The following is a 17,438-nucleotide window of genomic DNA, read 5'->3' on the forward strand; positions in this document are numbered from 1 at the left end:
GGAGATCCTCCACCGGCCGTTTCTCATGGCTTCATGGCTTCGAGGCTTCAGGGGGACTTAACGCGACGCCTCGGGCACCAGATGCAACCGCGACTCCGTGTCCGCTTCCACGGCTGCGCGCGAGTACGGCAACTTGAAGTACTCGCCATCGAGCCATTTCTGCGCCAGATCGCGATAGTGCGGACTGTCCGGGTTGCCCGATTCGCCGGGCAGGTTCATCGCGCGCGTGTTATCCCAGTTGCCCACATCGACCACGATCCGGAACGACGGCCCGTTCGTTTGCCGGAAGTCGCTCACCCGATACGTCGACTGGTTCGGCGTGAACGGGCTGCCGCCCTTGGGGAGCGGACCGACGTTGAGCTTGGCGCGCATGTCGGCGTCGACGGCGTCGGCGAGCGGGTGCGCGTTCAGATTCGTCTGAAGTTTGCCCCACTGCCACGCACCGGGATCGCTGCCTTGCAGCTTGACCATTTCGCCCCACGCTTCGCCAAGACTTGAGAGCAACACGGCGTCTCGCCTGGCATTGGCGTTCTCGCCGAAGCGGGCCGCAGGCTGTTCGAGCGCATCGAGCATGGCGGCCGGGTCCGGTGCGCCGAAGCTCTCGGCGGCGGCCTTGGGCAGCACGGCGTTCTTGTAAGCGCGGCCCAGATGGCGGCTGAACCAGACTTCCTCGAGCGCAGCCTGAGCGGAGTCTGCGCGCATGTCGGCATCCCAGCCCTTGAGCAGCCTGAGTGCGGCCGCCGTTTGCGGGTCGTCGCTGGAGAGTGGCGTGAGCAACGCCATGAGACGCCGCGCCGGAATCGACACGATGTCGTTTTGCAGGCGTTCCGAGTCCTCGAGGGAGACCTTGTCCTTGGCCTTGAGCACCTCGTCGATGCGGGCATGGCGCGAGCCGTTGGTCCATTCGAAGCCGAGCTTGCGTTCGGCATAGGGGTAGCCGGCCGGCATGTTCATCTCGTTGGACGTCGTGAAGTAGCCGGTCGCCGGGTTATACGCCGACGGCAACTGATCGCGCCGCCAGAAACCGGCCCATTCGTAACGACCATCGCCCGGCACGGGCATCAGCCCGTCCCAGTTGGGACGAATCGGGGCCATGCCGCTCGGCACCCAGCCGATGTTGCCCGCCGTATCCGCATAGACCTGATTGACGGTCGGTGCGCCCCAGGTATTGAGCGCCGTCTGAAACTCGGCGTAGGTCTTCGCGCGCATGTAGCGCATGGCGTCGAAGTAGGGCGACATGCCCGGCTCCAGCCAGGCCGTGCGCACGGCATAGGCGCGATGCTTGGCGGCGTCGACATAGATCACCGGGCCGTGCTTCGTGAACTTGAGGTCGGTCTGCACCGGCGCGCCGTCGCGTACCTCGATGCTCTCGTGAACGGTGCGCATCGGTACCCACTTGCCGCGATAGCGATACTGATCGGGGTTGGCAGGGTTCAACTCGTAGACGTACAGATCTTCCTGATCGATGTTGAAGATCGTGAGACCGAATGCGATGGTGCCGTTATGTCCGATGGCCACACCGGGGATAGCGGGCTCTCCCGCACCGATCAGATTGAGCGTGGGCGTGCTCACCTGCACGATGTAGCGCAAGCTCGGTGCGGCATAGGCACGGTGCGGATCGTTCGCCATGATGGCGCGGCCCGTGGCGGATTTCTGCGGCGAGATGACCCAGTTGTTGCTGCCTTCGGCCGATTCCGTCGAGACATCGTAGGGGCCGTTGTCTGCGAGTTGCACCACGTCGGCGTCGGCATGTTGCAGCGAATCCCTGGTGATCTTCACACCTTGCGTGGCGAGATCGAAAACCTTCAGCAGATCGTCGGGCAGACACGGATCGAGGCCCTCGGGAACCTGCGTTTTCCACGTCGGTTGCAGACCCACGCGCACGCTGTCGGCGTCGAGCGACGCGCGGCATACGACCTTGGCGCGGGCGACTTCGCTCTTCAGATTGCGCGTGAGGCCGTGGCTGCGAATGCGCACGATATCGTCCGCCGACCATTTCGCCGGCCAGTAGCCGACCTTGCGGAATTCATACGGCATCTGATCGGGATGCGACGCGAGCCAGCCGATGTAGGCGTTCACGCCAGCGGCAAACGCCTCGGCAGCGGGTTTGGCGTCCGGGCCATAGCGGCGCCACTCGGTCGCCATGTCGCCACGGTAGACGAAGCGGCGTGCGGCGTCGTCCTGCGCCACATAGGCACGTCCGAACACTTCGGATAACTGGCCGAGTCCACGGCGTCGCCACAGGTCGATCTGGAACAGACGGTCGCGTGCGGCATTGAAGCCCTGCACGAAGAAGCCATCGCGTTCATTGGCGGCGAAGATGTGCGGCACGCCATGATGATCGATCAGTATGTCGGCCGGTTGCGACAGGCCGGCGACGCTCAGGGTTTGCGATGGCGTGGCGGCTGCCGCACCATCGGCGGCATGCAGCGACGCGCTCCACGTCGTGACGGCAAAGGCTAGCACACTGGCGGCGTGGATGGCATTGGGGCGTTGCATTGTCTTCCTCCTGTTCTTGTTGGGGGGGCTTGATGCTGCGGAGTACCACGCAATCCTAGACACATCGTGCAGGCGTGCAACCCATATTCCGGGAAATGGAATAAATTCTGAATCGTCGAGCCGCGACGGGCGGTTGCGCTGTTGCGGCGCCGCCAACTGCGGCACCTGTGCCTGCTTGGGTTCGTATTGTCAGGTGAACCCGTCGACGCGCCTGTGGGACACTGTGTCACCTTTGCGAACACGCCAATGCCGGATATGCGTCAGACACCGTCGAACGAACCCGCCACGCGAATGGAACGCTGGCGTGCGTCGCCGCACGTGCGCACCCTTATCGTGCCGCTCATGCGCTTCGGGGTCTCGGGGGTGATCTCGACGGCGGTGCATGTGATCGTGGCGATCACGCTCATCGAAGCGTTCGGGGCGGGGTCGGTGCTGGCGAACGCCGTGGCCTTCTGCACTGCCACGCCGTGCTCCTATCTGCTCAATACCCTATGGAGCTTCTCCGCACGGGTGCACCGCACGAGTCTCGCGCGATTCGTGCCGGTGTCGATCTTCGGGCTCTTGCTCACCACGTTCGTGGCACGCACGGTGGAGCATCTTGGCGGCAATCACTGGGCGGGCATCGCTGCGGTCGTGCTGATCGTGCCGCCGACCACGTTCGCGCTGCATCGCTACTGGACTTACCGTCAGGCGTGAAGGCCGCCCGGCGCGTTTGTGGTCACCTCAGCTTGCCTTAGCGGACGATGAATCGATGGGCGCGCGAGGCAATCGATTTGCCACCTCCGCCATGCGCCCGGAGCGCCTTGCGCCCGGACGGCAACCGCACATTGGACTCATGCAGCGGCGCGCGCGACGGCAGGTGGCTCACCTTGACGCTCGACTGGTAACGGCGTCGCACCAGATACAGCGGACGTCCCTTGGACTCGTAGTAAATCCGCCCGACGTACTCTCCGATAACACCGATCCCCACGAGCTGAATACCGCCGAGGAACAGAATGCCGACGAGCAGCGAGGCATAGCCAGGCACATCGATGCCATGAATGATCGTGCGCAACACGATATAGCTGCCATAGGCGAGCGAGACGAGGGCGAGTGACACGCCGATATATGTCCAGCAGCGCAGCGGCACGGTGCTGAAGCTGGTAATGCCTTCGAGCGCGAAATTCCATAGCCGCCAGCCGGAGAACTTCGATTCGCCCGCACTGCGCGCTTCGCGCACGTACTCCACGACTTCGGTGTGGAATCCGACCCAGGCGAACAACCCTTTCATGAAGCGGCGGCGCTCGGGTAACCGTTTGAGTGCGGTCACGACACGCCGGTCGATCAGCCGGAAGTCGCCGACGTTCTCGGGCAGTTTCACCTCGGACAGCCGGTTGTGCACGCGGTAATAGAGGCCTGCGGCGACGCGTTTGGCGAAGCTGTCGCTCGCGCGATTCGTGCGTTTGGCCAGCACGACTTCCGCACCGTTGCGCCAGCGCTCGATCATCACGGGGATAAGGGCGGGCGGGTCTTGCAGGTCGGCGTCGATGGGGATGACGGCGTCGCCCTGCGCTTCGTCGATGCCCGCGCTCAGGGCGGCTTCCTTGCCGAAGTTACGCGTGAAGTCGATCACGCGGATGCGCGCGTCGGCGCGGCGCAGTGCAAGCAGGACGCTCAGTGTGTCGTCGGTGCTGCCATCGTTCACGCAGACGATCTCGAAGCGCACATCGGTCAGGCTATCGAGCACAGGCGCCACGGCGCGGTAAAACTTCTCAAGTGCCGGTGCTTCGTTGTGACAGGGCACGACGAGCGAGACAAGGGGGGGGCGTTGCGGCAGCACAGTGTGGCGGGTATCGGCGGCGCGGGGCATGGTGATTACCTCGTGAACGCAGGCGCAGTAACGGACGAGCGGCGGCGGGAGACGGCGCTGCCGGGGGCGTCCGGGGTATTCGGCCGATCGGGCAACTCGGGCACGTGCGAGAGGCGACGACGACGGCGCCATAACAGCACGAGCGTTGCCAGCGTGATGAAGGGCATGAACTGGAAGCCGATGTGTTGCACACCGAGCAGGCCGCAAAGCGGGGTGAGCCACAACACCACGAGCCATTCGCGTTCGCCGCGCAGCCACCCGCGCGCGATGCCGTCGCGCACATACCAGGCGATGACGAGCGCGAGAATCGTGAGGTCGTAGTCGTAGAGATACGGACTCACGAGCGTGGTCGCGCAGATGAGCATGGCGGCGCGCAATGCGAACGCCGTCGGACGCCGCCAGAAGTCGATCATCGCCAGCACCGCACACAGGGCCACCACGCCATGAATGACGGCGGCCAGCCCAAGCGATGCGCCCAGCATGCGAGCCGTGACGAAGAACGTCGGCACGCGCGCGATCTGGGCGGTGCCGTCGACGATGCTCTGCCGTGCAAACGTCGTCGCGTGCAGGAACGTCGGATAGACCTCGAATCCGAAGACTGCGGCGGCGAGCGCCGTGGTGCCGACGACCGTGGCGACACAGGCGGCCAGCGCGCGCCATTGGCGAGCACAAAGAAAGGCCAGCGGAAAGAGCAGGGCGACGTGCGGTTTGATGAAGAGCAGTCCGGCGAGCACGCCCGCCCGGACCGGGCGTTTGCGCAGCATGGCCAGCGAGAAGCCTGCGAGCCCGGTGGTGTAGAGCGAGATCTGTCCGGCGAGGATCACGACCAGCACGCCGGGGAAACCGACCGTGGCCAGACGCGCGTCGCGCCACGGGGCGGTGCGCCGCAAGGCGGCGTAGTACAGGCTGAAGCCGACGCAGGCGTACAACGTATAGGCGTAGGGAAACGAGAGCAGCGCGACCGGGGCGAGCAGCAGCATGGCGACGGGCGGATAAAGCCACGGCATCACGCCGCCCAGCTTTTCGGCCCACGGTTGCTCGGCGATCTGCACGCGCGTCATCAGTTCGATGTTGTAGGCGTCGAGCGGATGCCCGTGCAGGACGAAATGCGATGCTCCCCAGAACGGCAGGAAGTCGAGACCGACGGGGCCGATCTTCGGCGTCGGAAGGAACGAGTGCTGATACCACCAGGCGACGCCCACGGCGATGGCGAAGAACAGTCCGGCACCGCTGTAGAGCCGAATGCGCGCGCGATCGTCGGACCAGTGCCGGCGCTCGCGCGGTGCCACTTCAACGACGGTCGACGGCTTCGATGTCATGCATGAACCTCCCCTGGCTGCATGAAAACGGCGATGCTCGACTACGGTGACTGCATGGGTGACGCGCGCTATCGCTTGTTCGAGTCTTGTGCGATGCACGATTGTCGCGGGTCGCGCGCGGCAATCTCAAGCAGGGCATTCCCGGTATGGCGCGCGGTGCGGCGTTGTGCGCGGCGTTGGTGAAGACGATGGCTTCGCACTGCAACGCATTGTCCCGTTGCCCGGCACGCATGATTCCATAGTAGACGAGACGGTCTCCGAACGGATCTCGACCGGTCGCTTCCTTGCGCATTCGCCCGGAATCCGCTGGCAGATGTGGCAAACCGGCGTTTGAAGGTGAGATTCGAACCGCAAGATCGGGGGATGTGCTGCCGCAGGCGACCCGTCGCCGGTGAGGGCGGTCAGTGAATACGCAGCAGACCGATGACTTGCCACCAGAGCACGCTGAGTGGCACGACCGTCACCAGCGCGACGAGCGCCGTCGCGATGCAATAGCGGGTGGCGTCGCGAATGCCGATGCCGGCCAGTGCCATCGCCAGCACGAGCGGCGGGGCCTGATAAGGCAGCGCGATGGTGGAGATGCCGATGGCCTGCGTCAGCAGGATTGCCTTGACGCCGAGTGGCGCGCCCGCAGCGAGGGCGGGCACCAGCGGGGTGTACAGGGCGGGGGCGGCGTTCGAGGTGACGAGGAACGTCAGCGCGATCGATAGGGCGACAAGGACCAGATAGGCCGATACCGTCGACATCTGCGCGAGATCGAGCCGGGAGAGCACGGGACGCAACGCTTGGGCGAGTCCGGCCTGATCGACGGCGGCCGTCAGTCCGATGATGGCGGCGACGAACCACAATGGCGCGAGCTTGACTTGTTTGAGGAAGGCATCGGGGTTCACCAGCCGCAATGGTCCGAGGCATAACAGCGCCACGCCGAGTCCGACCCAGCCGGCGGCGACGTGATGCCACGGCTCCGTCAGCCAGAGGCCAAGCATCAACGCCAGTGCAGCCAACAGACGCCATTCGTCAGGGCGCATCGCTGTGTGGGTGTCGTCGTTTATCCGGATGTCGGCAAGCGGTGTCAGCCGATCCGGAAAGCATCGCAGCGCCACGACGACCAACACGACACCACGCACGACGGCGAGCCCCGGCACCAGCGCCATTGCGTATTCGCCGTAGCCGAGCCGAAGGCCGAGCACGGTCTCGGCGGTTCCGGCCATGACGAGATTGGGCAGGTTGGCGGGAAGAATGGCGCTCGACAACTCGCAACTCGCGAGCGCCGTCGCCAGCAGGAGTCCGGTGCGGCCGGGGCGACCTGCCGTCAATCCGACACGCTCGCAGAAGCTCAGCACGATTGGCGTGAGGATGGCGATGCGCCCGAGCGTCGAGGGCATCACGATCCCGAGAACGAAAGCCACGACGACGAAGCCGGTCAGGGCGGCGCCATAGGCGTGGCCGCAATGGTCGGCGAGCCGTGACGCGACACGTTCGCCAAGTCCCGTGACGCTGAGCGCCATGCCGACGACCGCACCGCTGAAGACCAGCCAGAACGCGCTCGACGCGAAGCCCGAGAACACCACGTTCGCACCGAGCGATGTGCAAGTCGCGAGCAGGAACAGCAACACGAGCGACACGAGGAAGTCCGGCAGCCAGCCGGTCGCCCAGTAGCTGAGGCAGAACAGGACGATGACTGCCACGGCGAGCGTATCGCCGCGCAACCCGGCGGTGTGCAAGGCGAGGCCGGCGGCGGCGCTGAGTCCCGCGAGCAGGGCGTGACGCCAAAGGCGACCGGGTGCGAAGGCATCGGCGGGCGCCGTTGTCGCGATGGGAGCGGGCGCAGACGAGGAAGGGCTGACCGGAGGCATAGACGTCACCTGTTGTTAAATAATATATAATTTAAAGTGATTATATATAGTTAACTGACGGAGACGATCCATGCGTCAGGAATCGGGTACCGGAACGGCGGTGGAGCGCACTTACGAAGCGCTTCGTGAACAAATCGGCCGGGGCGAGTTGAAGCCGGGCGAGGCCTTGCGTCAGGACCATCTGGCGGCGGCGCTGGGCGTGAGTCACGTGCCGGTGCGCGAGGCGCTTACGATGCTGGCGTCGGATGGATTGGCGGTTAGCCGGGTCAATCGCGGCACGATGGTGACGGCGCTCACGGAAGACGACGCGCTGGAACTGGCCGATTACCGGGCGCTGCTCGAGGGACGGCTGATGGCGTTGGCGATGCCGAATCTGTCGCGCGCGGACATTGCGCGGGCGCGCGCGGCACTCGACGCGTTGGAATCGGCGACCGACCTTTCGGACATCGTGACGCGCAACGCCGCGTTTCACGGCATGCTCTACGCGAAGGCCGAGCGCCCCTACTTCCAGCGCGCCGTGGCGACCGCGCGACTGAACCTCGGGCGCTACCTGTTTCTTACCTGGCAGAAGACCGGCAATGCGTTGCGCTCGCATGAGGAGCATCGCGAGTTGCTGCGCTTGTGCGAGGTGGGCGACGATGCCGGCGCCGTCGCTCTGGTACAAGCGCACAATCGCGCGACAGGCGAGCAAATCGCGCGAATCATTCGTGAGGGATGGACGGCGTGAATACGCGTGCCGGGGCGTTTTACGCACGTCATGGCTTCCGTGTGACCCGTCGTGGCGTGTCGGACGACGACGAATACGACGAGATGACGTTCGCGGGACAACGGGGTTGAAGTCCTCGCATTTCCGGCGTTGAAAACAAAACACCCCGGCACGATGGCCGGGGTGTTTGTGGTCTTGGCAGACGGTGGTGTCAGACGTTGAACAGGAAGTTCATCACGTCGCCGTCGTGCACGACGTATTCCTTGCCTTCGGCGCGCATCTTGCCGGCTTCCTTCGCGCCCTGTTCACCCTTGTACTGGATGTAGTCGTCGAAGGCGATGGTTTGCGCGCGGATGAAGCCGCGTTCGAAGTCGGTGTGAATCACGCCGGCGGCTTGCGGGGCGGTGTCGCCCACGTGGATCGTCCAGGCGCGCACTTCCTTCACGCCTGCCGTGAAGTACGTTTGCAGACCGAGCAGCTTGAAGCCCGCGCGGATCACGCGGTCCAGACCCGGCTCGTCCATGCCCATATCGGCGAGGAATTCCGCCTTGTCGGCGTCTTCCATATCGGCGATTTCCGCCTCGATCGCAGCGCACACGGCGACCACGGGCGCATTTTCCGCCTCGGCGTACTTGCGCACCGCATCCAGATGCGGATTGTTTTCGAAGCCGTCGTCCTTCACGTTGGCGACGTACATCGTCGGCTTGGCGGTAATCAGGCAGAACGGCTTGATGAGTGCCTGCTCGTCGTCCGAGAGCTTGAGCGAGCGCACCGGGCGTGCTTCGTTGAGCACCGGCACGACCTTCTCGAGCACGGCCACGAGCTTCGCGGCTTCCTTGTCGTTACCCGACTTGGCGGCCTTCGAATAGCGTTGCAGTGCCTTTTCGACGGTGCCAAGGTCGGCCAGCGCCAATTCGGTGTTGATGACTTCGATATCCGAAATCGGGTTCACCTTACCCGCCACGTGGATGACGTTCTCATCCTCGAAGCAGCGCACGACGTGCGTGATGGCGTCCGTTTCGCGGATGTTGGCGAGGAACTGGTTGCCCAACCCTTCGCCCTTGGACGCGCCCGCCACCAGACCGGCGATGTCCACGAATTCGACCGTGGCCGGCATGATGCGCTCGGGCTTGACGATCTCGGCCAGCTTGCCCAGACGCGGGTCCGGCACTTCCACCACGCCGACGTTCGGCTCGATGGTGCAGAACGGGTAGTTCTCGGCAGCGATGCCCGCTTTGGTCAGGGCGTTGAAAAGAGTCGACTTGCCAACGTTGGGCAAGCCGACGATGCCGCATTTGAGGCTCATGCTAAATCCTGTCTAATCCGATATATGCGCCGTTGCATTCGCCGGTCCGTCGGTCGTTACGTCGGTGATTGCGTCGCGGAAAGTCCGCCATTGTACCCGTTCTGCCTGCAACAACGCCCTCGGCCCGGTCGCATCGGCCCCAACGCCGGTGCCGCGCTCAACTCAGTTGCTTCGCCGAGAACGTGTCGCACTTGCGCATGTCGCCGGATTGCAGCCCCTGACGCAGCCAGTACACCCGCTGGGCGCTCGTGCCGTGCGTGAACGACTCGGGCACCACGCGCCCCTGCGACTGTTGCTGCAACCGGTCGTCGCCAATGGCCGCTGCGGCCTTCAGGCCCTGTTCGATATCGCCCGGCTCCAGCAGCTGCTGATTCGCCTTCGCCGCGTTGTTCGCCCAGACCCCCGCGAAGCAATCGGCCTGCAACTCCAGACGCACCGACAGCGCATTGGCCTGCGCTTCGTTGGCGCGGCGGCGAACTTCGTCGAATTTCTCGGAAATGCCCAGCAGATTCTGGATGTGATGGCCCACTTCATGGGCGATCACATAGGCTTGCGCGAAGTCGCCGCCCGCGCCGAAACGTTGCTGCAACTCGTCATAGAACGCGAGATCGATGTAGACCTTGCTGTCGCCCGGGCAGTAGAACGGCCCCATCGCGGTTTGCCCGGTGCCGCAAGCCGTGGGCGTCGCGCCCGAGAACAACACCAGCTTCGGCGGTACGTACTGACGGTTGAGTTGCTGCGGGAATACGGTTTCCCAGGTGCGCTCGATGTTGCCGAGCACCTTGCGGGTGAAGACCGTCTTCGGATCGTTGGCCGGCGCGGCGTTCGGAGCGGATTGGGGTTGCGACTGCGTCTGCCCCTGAATCATCTGCGAGCCCTGAATGATCACGCGCGGATCGATCCCGAAGAAGTACGAAGCGGCGAGTGCCACCACAATCGTGCCGATGCCGATCGTAGTGCGCCCGCCGAAACCGCCGCCCCGGCGATCTTCGACGTTCTGGCTTTCGGATTCATTGTCGAGGCGCATAGGGGGCTCCGTGTCGGTTATCGATATGCGCGGAAGTATAGCGCCGGGCCGTGACACGCGACGCTGCGTCGCAGCAGGCGCCGGGCGGCAGGCCGTCGCAGGTGTGGCAGGCGTGCGACAATACGCCATCTCGTTTTCTGAACCAGCCGGCTCGCGCGATTCAGGCGCTGGCGCTGCATTCGCCGCATGTCTCAAACGCACACTTCCAGCCAAACGCACGATGTCGTCGTCGTCGGTGGCGGTCTGGTCGGCAAGGCTGCCGCCTTGCTGCTCTCGCAGGCTCGCCTGTCCGTTGCACTGCTCGCCCAACCGGCTGCTGCCGCACCGGGTGCGGGCAGCACGGGCGGCGACATGTGGGACGCCCGCATCTACTCCCTGTCCTCCAGTTCCCAGGCGCTGTTCGAGCGCATGCGCGTCTGGCAGGCAGTCGATCCTGCGCGCGTGAATCCTGTCTACGACATGGAAGTCTTCGGCGACGAGCGCGGCAGTCTTCACTTCTCGGCCTATCAGGCGGCAGTGCCGCAACTGGCCTGGATCGCCGAATCGTCGAATCTCGAACGCGCCCTTGACGCCGCGCTGCGATTCTCCCCGCAAGTGCAATGGCTCGACGCCCGCGCCGACGCGCTCGAAGTCGATGCGGCCGCCGCGTCGGTGCGTCTGTCGGACGGCAAGACGCTGCGCGCCTCGCTCGTGGTCGGCGCCGACGGCGCGCACTCGTGGGTGCGCAGTACCGCCGGACTCGATGGCGCCGTGCGTCCCTACGAACAACTCGGCGTGGTGTGCAATTTCCGCGCGGAACGTCCTCACCGCGATACCGCGTTCCAGTGGTTCCACGATGGCGAGATCATCGCGCTGTTGCCGCTTCCCGATCAGCACGTCTCGCTGGTCTGGTCGGCGGCCGACGATCATGCGAAGCATTTGCTCGCCCTCGATCCGCAAGCGTTGGCCGATCGCATCGGCACGTTCTCGAACGGTGAACTCGGCGGCCTCACGCCGGTCTCAGCGCGGGCTCAGGGTTTCCCGCTCGTGCTCGCGCAGGCCAAGCGTCTGATCGCACCGCGCGTGGCGTTGGTCGGCGATGCGGCCCATGTGGTGCACCCGCTCGCCGGTCAGGGCATGAACCTCGGTCTGCGCGACGTGGCGGCGCTCGGCGATGCCCTTGCCGCACGCGAGTCGTTCCGCGACTGTGGCGACGCAGCGGTCTTGCGTCGCTACGAGCGTGCCCGCAAGGAAGATATCGGCAGCATGGCGCTCACCACGGACGGTTTGCACAAGCTGTTCTCGACGAGCAACCCGCTCGCGAAATTCGTCCGCAACGCGGGGCTCGATAGCGTGAACATGCTGCCCTTCGTCAAGAAATTCCTGATCGGCCGCGCCCTGGGCTGACCCCTTGTGGCGTGACTGCCGGCGACGTCTGTGGACATCGGACCTGCCGCACGCGCCTCTCGCTCGATACACTTCTGGAGATATTCGATGTTGCAACGTTATCGCGCCCCGGCGCTCGCAGCGCTCGGTCTGGCGGCAATTTGCGCCGCAACGTTCACGACGTCCGCCATGGCGCAGAACAAGTCCGACGCGACGCTCGATCGCGTGAAGGCGGCCGTGCAGAAGACGCTGGGCGCCGATGCCCCGGTCAAGTCGGTCACGCGCACGCCGATTCCGGGGCTCTATGAAGTGGCCGTCGGTGGCGAGATCATGTATTCCGACGAGAAGGCGCAATACGTGATGCTTGGCGGCAATCTCGTCGACACGAAGACGCGTCAGAATCTGACCGAGGCACATCAGTCGGAGCTGAACAAGGTCGACTTCGCCAAGCTGCCGCTCGAGCGCGCCATCAAGTACGTGAAGGGCAACGGCAGCCGCAAGATCGCCGTGTTCTCGGACCCGAACTGCCCGTACTGCAAGCGCTTCGAAGATTCGCTCAAGAACTCGAAGCTCGACAACCTCACCGTCTACACCTTCCTGTACCCGGTGCTCGGCCCGGATTCGGATGCCAAGTCGAAGGCGATCTGGTGCGCGCCCGATCCGCTCAAGGCATGGCATGACTGGATGCTCGACAAGAAGGCGCCTCCGGCACCGACCGCCAAGTGCGACGACGGGGCGGTCAAGCAGAACGTCGCGCTCGGCCATCAGTACAACGTGACGGGCACGCCGACGATCGTTCTGTCCGATGGCCGTCGTCTGCCGGGCGCCGTGCCTGCCGACGAACTGGAAAAGGCGCTCTCGACGGTCAAGTAACCGTTTGCGAAACGCCCGACTCTCCCGAGAACAAGAAGCCGCCACGTTATGAAAGCCACGTCTGCCTTGCCCGCCATTCGGTACGCGATCGTTCCGAAGTCGCCCGCCGCTCATCTGTTCGAAGTGACCGTCACGGTCTCGAATCCCGCGCCCGACGGGCAGCGCTTCACGCTGCCGGCGTGGATTCCGGGCAGCTACATGGTGCGCGAGTTCGCTCGCAATATCGTGACGATCGGCGCGACGTGCCGTGGCCGCAAGGTCGCGCTCGACAAGCTCGACAAGCACACATGGCAGGCCGCGCCGTGCAAGGGCACGCTGATCGTGACCTACGAGGTGTATGCATGGGATCTGTCGGTGCGCGCTGCGCATCTCGACGACACGCACGGCTTCTTCAATGGCACGAGCGTGTTTCTGCGCGTGGAGGGTCAGGAACAGGCGCCGTGTGAAGTCGACGTGTTGCGTCCGCGTGGCGCCGCCTTCAAGGCGTGGCGTGTGGCGACCGCACTCGAGCCGGCGCAGGGCACGGCCGCGCTCGACTTCGGTCGCTATCTCGCGATCGATTACGACGAGTTGATCGATTCGCCCGTCGAGATGGGCACGTTCGTGCATGGCACGTTCAAGGCCTGTGGCGTGACGCACGAAGTCGCCATTACCGGCCCCGTGCCGAATCTCGATCTGGATCGTTTGCTGCGCGACATGAAGAAGATCTGCGAGGCGCAGATCCGTCTGTTCGAGCCGGGCGCCAGTTCGCGCTCGCGTGTGCCGATGTCGCGCTACGTCTTTCTGCTGATGACCGTGGGCGACGGTTACGGCGGTCTGGAGCATCGCGCGTCCACTGCCTTGCTCGCCGGCCGCAACGATCTGCCGGTGCAGGGGCAGGCTCGCATGAGCGACGCCTATCGCGGCTTCCTCGGTCTGGTGAGTCACGAGTACTTCCATACGTGGAACGTCAAGCGCATCAAGCCGGCAGTGTTCGCGCCGTACACGCTCGATCAGGAGAATTACACGCGCCTGCTGTGGCTGTTCGAAGGCTTCACGTCGTATTACGACGATCTGATGCTGGTGCGCAGTGGTGTGATCGCGCCTGCCGCGTACTACGACCTCGTTGCCAAGACGGTGGCGAACGTGTTGCGCGGCAGCGGCCGTCTCAAGCAAACCGTGGCCGAGAGTTCGTTCGATGCGTGGACAAAGTACTACCGTCAGGATGAAAACGCACCGAACGCCATCGTCAGTTATTACACGAAGGGATCGCTTGTCGCGCTCGCCCTCGATCTGACGATCCGCTCGCAGACACGCGGACAGAAGTCGCTCGACGACATCATGCGTGCGCTGTGGCAGCGCTATGGCCGCGACTTCTATCGCGGCTCGCCTGTGGGGATCGACGAAGACGCGGTGCAACCGTTCTTCGAAGAGATTTCGGGACTCGATCTGTCGGAATTTTTTGCCACGGCGATCAACGGCACCCGCGATCTGCCGCTCGCGACGCTGCTTGAGCGTGTGGGGCTCACGTTAGCGCCGGTGACGCCGGAGAATGGGCGTCCTGCGCTCGGGGCGAAGACGGTCAAGCGCGGCGACGATCTCACGCTGGCGCAGGTGCTCGACGGTGGCGCGGCACAGGCCGCCGGTCTGTCGGCGGGCGATGCGCTCGTTGCGATCGATGGGCTGCGCGTAACGCCGGGCAACATCGACAAGCTGCTGGAGCGTTATCGTCCGGGCGACCGGGTGACGGTCCACGCTTTCCGTCGCGACGAATTGCGCGAGACCGCGCTCACGCTCGATACCCCGGAGGTCTCGCAGTACCGCATTGCCGAGACGAAGGATCGCGCCGCCGCACAACGCCGCGAGAAGTGGCTGTCGGCCTGATCTGTGTGAGTGCCGGGCGCGCCATCGGCGTGCGCGCGGCTTAACCTTCTGCCGGACCCGGCACCGTCGGGTCCCGGTTCTCTTCCGGACACGATCTTGCGACCGCGAGCATATGCTCGATGAAGACCTGCGTCTTGCGCGGGAGGAAGCGTCGCGAGGGCGTGACCAGATGCACCGGACTTTCCGGTAGCGACCACTCGGGCAGCACTTTCACGAGACGGCCGGTGCGCAGCGCGTCTTCCGCCAGAATGTCGGTGAGCGCGGCGATGCCGCTGCCCGCCAGCGCCATCTCCTTGACCATCCCCATGCTGTTGACCTGAATCGCTCCGTGCATGGTGATGTCCATGCGTTGGCGGCCCTTGTGCAGCGTGTCGGTGTTGAACAGACGGCGCGCGCCTTGCAGGATGACGAATCGATGCCCCGCGAGTTCGTCGGGGGTGGCGGGCAGACCCGTCGCGCTCAGATAGAGCGGGCTTGCATACAGGCTGCGCGTGAGCTTGAGCAAGGGGCGCGCCACGAGTGTGGAATCGGAGAGTTGTCCGGCACGGATGGCCACATCGACACGCTCGGCAATCAGATCGACCTGACGAGAACTCAGATCGACGTCCACGGTGATCTCGGGATAGGCGGCGCAGAAGGTCGCGAGGGGAACCGCCAGCCACTGCGTTGCGAAGTCGCCGGGTGCGGTGATGCGCAGGCGTCCGCGCGGTTTGCTCGACAACTGCGAGGCGAAGTCGCGCGTCTCTTCCACCTCTTCGAGAATCGGCAGGCAACGCTCGTAGTACGCCTCACCCACTTCGGTCAGTTCGAGGCGTCGCGTGGTCTTGTGCAACAGCCTTGTGCCCAGACGCGTTTCCAGCCTCGACAGACGCCGGCTCACCGTCGCCTTGGGCAGGTCGAGCCGTTCGCCGGCACGCGTAATGCTGCCCGAGCGCACGACCTCCGCGAAGATCAGCATGTCATTCAGATCGTCAATCATCGCGCGCGCTCCTCGGTGACGCGTGTCGTCCGGCAAGGACAAAAGGCCCGAACGCTGGTAGAAGGCGGGCCCCAGGTCATTGTTCCAAAATGGGAACAAACAATTCGATTTTACCGGCTTGTTTCATTTTTGGGGGTAACTAGAATTCATCCCAAGCCGACGCACAATTCACGGCACCCTCGAGATGGGAGCCAGTGCGCACGGATTATCGAACCCCCAGGCTCAGGAGCCACCGAAATGACCACGATTCTGCAAATCAATTCCGCCGCCCGCTCGCAAGGCGCCAACTCGACCACCCTCGCCAACGAATCGGTGGCGCAACTGGTCGCGAAGCACCCCGGCGCCAAGGTTGTCGTGCGCGACCTGCTGGCCGATGGCGTGCCGCATCTGGACGAAGCCGTGATCGGCGCGTTCTTCACACCGGAAGATCAGCGCTCGGCCGAACAAAAGGCCATCATTGCCCGCAGCGACGAACTGATCGCCGAAATTCAGGCCGCCGACTATGTCGTGTTCGGCGTGCCGCTGTACAACTTCCAGGTGCCGACGCAACTGAAGGCGTACTTCGACTGGATCGCCCGCGCTCGCGTGACCTTCCGTTACCGTGAAGACGGCAGCGTGGAAGGCTTGATTCAGGGCAAGAAGGTGATCGTGGCGTTTGCTCGCGGTGGCAACTACAAGGACACGCCGGCCGACAGCCAGACCCCGTACATCAAGACGATTCTGGGCTTCCTCGGCATGACGGACGTGACGTTCATCTTCGCCGAAGGTCTGGCGCGCGGTCCGGAGTCGGCAGCGGCTGGCTTCGCCAACGCGCGCGAAGCCATCGCTGCGCTGTAAGCCCTCGGGTACCGCTGTTCTCCCGCGCGCGCAGGCCCCCAATGGTCAATCCGACGCCCTTGCATCCGCGTCAGACGAAGCGTCCGGCCGCCCATGCCGACGTGAGTACCATCCCGCGCGTGCTTTCCGTCTCCCGGCCCGGCCGCTGTGCCGCCGCCGCGGGGGCGGGTATTTTCGATCAGGTCGACGAGACCGACCCGTTTTTGTCGATCGACATCTTTCGCCGTCACGGCGCCTGCATACCGGCGCACCCCCATGCGGGATGCGTGGTGGCGACTTATCTGTTTCCCGAGGCGACGACCGCGTTGCGTTGCCGTCACGCCCACGGTGGCGATGACGTGCTGCACCCGGGCGATCTGCTCTGGCTGGACACGAACTGCGGCACCGTGCACGAAGAAGTCCCCGACGATGCGCGTGCCACGGTGCGTGGTGTGCGGATGATCGTCAATCGCGCCGGGCGTCACGCGCACGGCGCGCCTGCACAGAGCGTTGTGCGCACCGAAGCCATGCGACGCTGGCGCGAAGGGGACGTCGATCTGACGTTGATCTGCGGGCAGTGGGACGAGCGCGAGGTCGCACGCACGGAAGGCGAGCGCACGACGCTGTTGCAACTCGACTGGCATGACGATGCGTTGCGCACACTGACCATTCCGTGCGACGGCCGCCGCTGGTTGGCCTTGATCGCCCAGGGCGAGGCGGCGCTTGCCGGACACGCCTTGCGAGCGGAAGGTGGCGGGGCGGAAGCCGTCTGGCTGCCGCCGGGCGAGTGGCAACTGGCCGGACGCACTGGCGCCCGATTGGTCGTGGCCGGCGGTGATCCGCTCGGCGAGCCCGTGGTCTATCGAGGTAACTTCGCCGCGCGCGACGAGAGCGATCTCGTGGCGTTGACGCGGCGCTATCAGCAAGGGGCGATGGGCACACTGCCGCCCGTCGAGGACCCTCACTGACGCATCACTGCA

Annotated in this window: 14 protein-coding genes; 7 read left to right on the forward strand and 7 right to left on the reverse strand. The window is 64.7% G+C overall.

Annotation, left to right across the window (positions count from 1 at the left end; all coding sequences use genetic code 11):
- Positions 1–57 precede the first annotated feature (57 nt).
- Positions 58–2,499, reverse strand: coding sequence for a penicillin acylase family protein (locus tag PI93_RS05950; protein WP_039373960.1), 2,442 nt, complete (start codon positions 2,497–2,499; stop codon positions 58–60).
- Between the two features lie 246 nt (positions 2,500–2,745).
- Here PI93_RS05950 and PI93_RS05955 point away from each other — a divergent pair, with 246 nt between their 5' ends.
- Positions 2,746–3,195: a GtrA family protein gene (locus PI93_RS05955; protein WP_236105658.1), complete on the forward strand. Its 450-nt coding sequence runs from the start codon at positions 2,746–2,748 to the stop codon at positions 3,193–3,195.
- Between the two features lie 37 nt (positions 3,196–3,232).
- Here PI93_RS05955 and PI93_RS05960 read toward each other — a convergent pair whose 3' ends face one another.
- The 3 genes from PI93_RS05960 to PI93_RS05970 all read right to left on the reverse strand — a co-directional run bounded on the left by PI93_RS05960 (position 3,233) and on the right by PI93_RS05970 (position 7,523).
- Positions 3,233–4,348: a glycosyltransferase family 2 protein gene (locus PI93_RS05960; protein WP_052240949.1), complete on the reverse strand. Its 1,116-nt coding sequence runs from the start codon at positions 4,346–4,348 to the stop codon at positions 3,233–3,235.
- Positions 4,349–4,353: 5 nt separating this feature from the next.
- Complete coding sequence (locus tag PI93_RS05965; RefSeq protein ID WP_052240948.1) at positions 4,354–5,667, reverse strand: glycosyltransferase family 87 protein; 1,314 nt, start codon at positions 5,665–5,667, stop codon at positions 4,354–4,356.
- Between the two features lie 401 nt (positions 5,668–6,068).
- Entirely contained in the window at positions 6,069–7,523 is a 1,455-nt protein-coding gene (locus tag PI93_RS05970; RefSeq protein ID WP_052240947.1) for an SLC13 family permease, read from the reverse strand.
- Between the two features lie 70 nt (positions 7,524–7,593).
- On the opposite strand from PI93_RS05970, the gene PI93_RS05975 reads away from it, so the two are divergent.
- Entirely contained in the window at positions 7,594–8,250 is a 657-nt protein-coding gene (locus PI93_RS05975; RefSeq protein WP_052240946.1) for a GntR family transcriptional regulator, read from the forward strand.
- 190 nt (positions 8,251–8,440) lie between these two features.
- Here the strand turns inward: PI93_RS05975 and ychF are convergent, their stop codons facing one another.
- Together ychF and ypfJ are read right to left on the reverse strand one after the other, a co-directional pair.
- A complete protein-coding gene (gene ychF, locus PI93_RS05980; RefSeq protein ID WP_039373958.1) occupies positions 8,441–9,535 on the reverse strand; it encodes a redox-regulated ATPase YchF in 1,095 nt (364 codons plus the stop codon).
- A gap of 157 nt (positions 9,536–9,692) precedes the next feature.
- Complete coding sequence (ypfJ, locus tag PI93_RS05985; RefSeq protein ID WP_039373956.1) at positions 9,693–10,562, reverse strand: KPN_02809 family neutral zinc metallopeptidase; 870 nt, start codon at positions 10,560–10,562, stop codon at positions 9,693–9,695.
- Between the two features lie 186 nt (positions 10,563–10,748).
- On the opposite strand from ypfJ, the gene PI93_RS05990 reads away from it, so the two are divergent.
- The 3 genes from PI93_RS05990 (at position 10,749) to PI93_RS06000 (ending at position 14,663) form a co-directional block, all read left to right on the forward strand.
- On the forward strand, positions 10,749–11,948 hold the full coding sequence (locus PI93_RS05990) for a UbiH/UbiF family hydroxylase (RefSeq protein ID WP_039373955.1): 1,200 nt from the start codon (positions 10,749–10,751) through the stop codon (positions 11,946–11,948).
- 87 nt (positions 11,949–12,035) lie between these two features.
- Positions 12,036–12,800 (forward strand): DsbC family protein, encoded by a 765-nt coding sequence (locus tag PI93_RS05995; RefSeq protein WP_039373954.1) that lies wholly within the window; start codon positions 12,036–12,038, stop codon positions 12,798–12,800.
- A 66-nt stretch (positions 12,801–12,866) separates the two neighbouring features.
- On the forward strand, positions 12,867–14,663 hold the full coding sequence (locus tag PI93_RS06000; RefSeq protein WP_144400160.1) for a M61 family metallopeptidase: 1,797 nt from the start codon (positions 12,867–12,869) through the stop codon (positions 14,661–14,663).
- 40 nt (positions 14,664–14,703) lie between these two features.
- Here the strand turns inward: PI93_RS06000 and PI93_RS06005 are convergent, their stop codons facing one another.
- Entirely contained in the window at positions 14,704–15,642 is a 939-nt protein-coding gene (locus PI93_RS06005; protein WP_052240945.1) for a LysR family transcriptional regulator, read from the reverse strand.
- A gap of 237 nt (positions 15,643–15,879) precedes the next feature.
- Here PI93_RS06005 and PI93_RS06010 point away from each other — a divergent pair, with 237 nt between their 5' ends.
- Positions 15,880–16,479, forward strand: a complete 600-nt coding sequence (locus tag PI93_RS06010) for an FMN-dependent NADH-azoreductase (protein WP_039373951.1) — start codon at positions 15,880–15,882, stop codon at positions 16,477–16,479.
- 41 nt (positions 16,480–16,520) lie between these two features.
- Positions 16,521–17,426 (forward strand): pirin family protein, encoded by a 906-nt coding sequence (locus tag PI93_RS06015; protein ID WP_039373950.1) that lies wholly within the window; start codon positions 16,521–16,523, stop codon positions 17,424–17,426.
- Positions 17,427–17,438: the final 12 nt, after the last annotated feature.

This window comes from Pandoraea fibrosis, assembly GCF_000807775.2.
GTDB classification, from domain to species: Bacteria; Pseudomonadota; Gammaproteobacteria; order Burkholderiales; family Burkholderiaceae; genus Pandoraea; species Pandoraea fibrosis.

Coding starts and splice junctions, on each gene's coding strand:
- PI93_RS05975 (WP_052240946.1), top strand. CDS start 7,594: ATGCGTCAGGAATCGGGTACCGGAACGGCGGTGGAGCGCACTTACGAA.
- PI93_RS05960 (WP_052240949.1), bottom strand. CDS start 4,348: ATGCCCCGCGCCGCCGATACCCGCCACACTGTGCTGCCGCAACGCCCC.
- PI93_RS05955 (WP_236105658.1), top strand. CDS start 2,746: ATGCCGGATATGCGTCAGACACCGTCGAACGAACCCGCCACGCGAATG.
- PI93_RS06010 (WP_039373951.1), top strand. CDS start 15,880: ATGACCACGATTCTGCAAATCAATTCCGCCGCCCGCTCGCAAGGCGCC.
- PI93_RS05950 (WP_039373960.1), bottom strand. CDS start 2,499: ATGCAACGCCCCAATGCCATCCACGCCGCCAGTGTGCTAGCCTTTGCC.
- PI93_RS06015 (WP_039373950.1), top strand. CDS start 16,521: ATGGTCAATCCGACGCCCTTGCATCCGCGTCAGACGAAGCGTCCGGCC.
- PI93_RS05995 (WP_039373954.1), top strand. CDS start 12,036: ATGTTGCAACGTTATCGCGCCCCGGCGCTCGCAGCGCTCGGTCTGGCG.
- ychF (WP_039373958.1), bottom strand. CDS start 9,535: ATGAGCCTCAAATGCGGCATCGTCGGCTTGCCCAACGTTGGCAAGTCG.
- PI93_RS05970 (WP_052240947.1), bottom strand. CDS start 7,523: ATGCCTCCGGTCAGCCCTTCCTCGTCTGCGCCCGCTCCCATCGCGACA.
- PI93_RS05990 (WP_039373955.1), top strand. CDS start 10,749: ATGTCTCAAACGCACACTTCCAGCCAAACGCACGATGTCGTCGTCGTC.
- PI93_RS05965 (WP_052240948.1), bottom strand. CDS start 5,667: ATGACATCGAAGCCGTCGACCGTCGTTGAAGTGGCACCGCGCGAGCGC.
- PI93_RS06005 (WP_052240945.1), bottom strand. CDS start 15,642: ATGATTGACGATCTGAATGACATGCTGATCTTCGCGGAGGTCGTGCGC.
- ypfJ (WP_039373956.1), bottom strand. CDS start 10,562: ATGCGCCTCGACAATGAATCCGAAAGCCAGAACGTCGAAGATCGCCGG.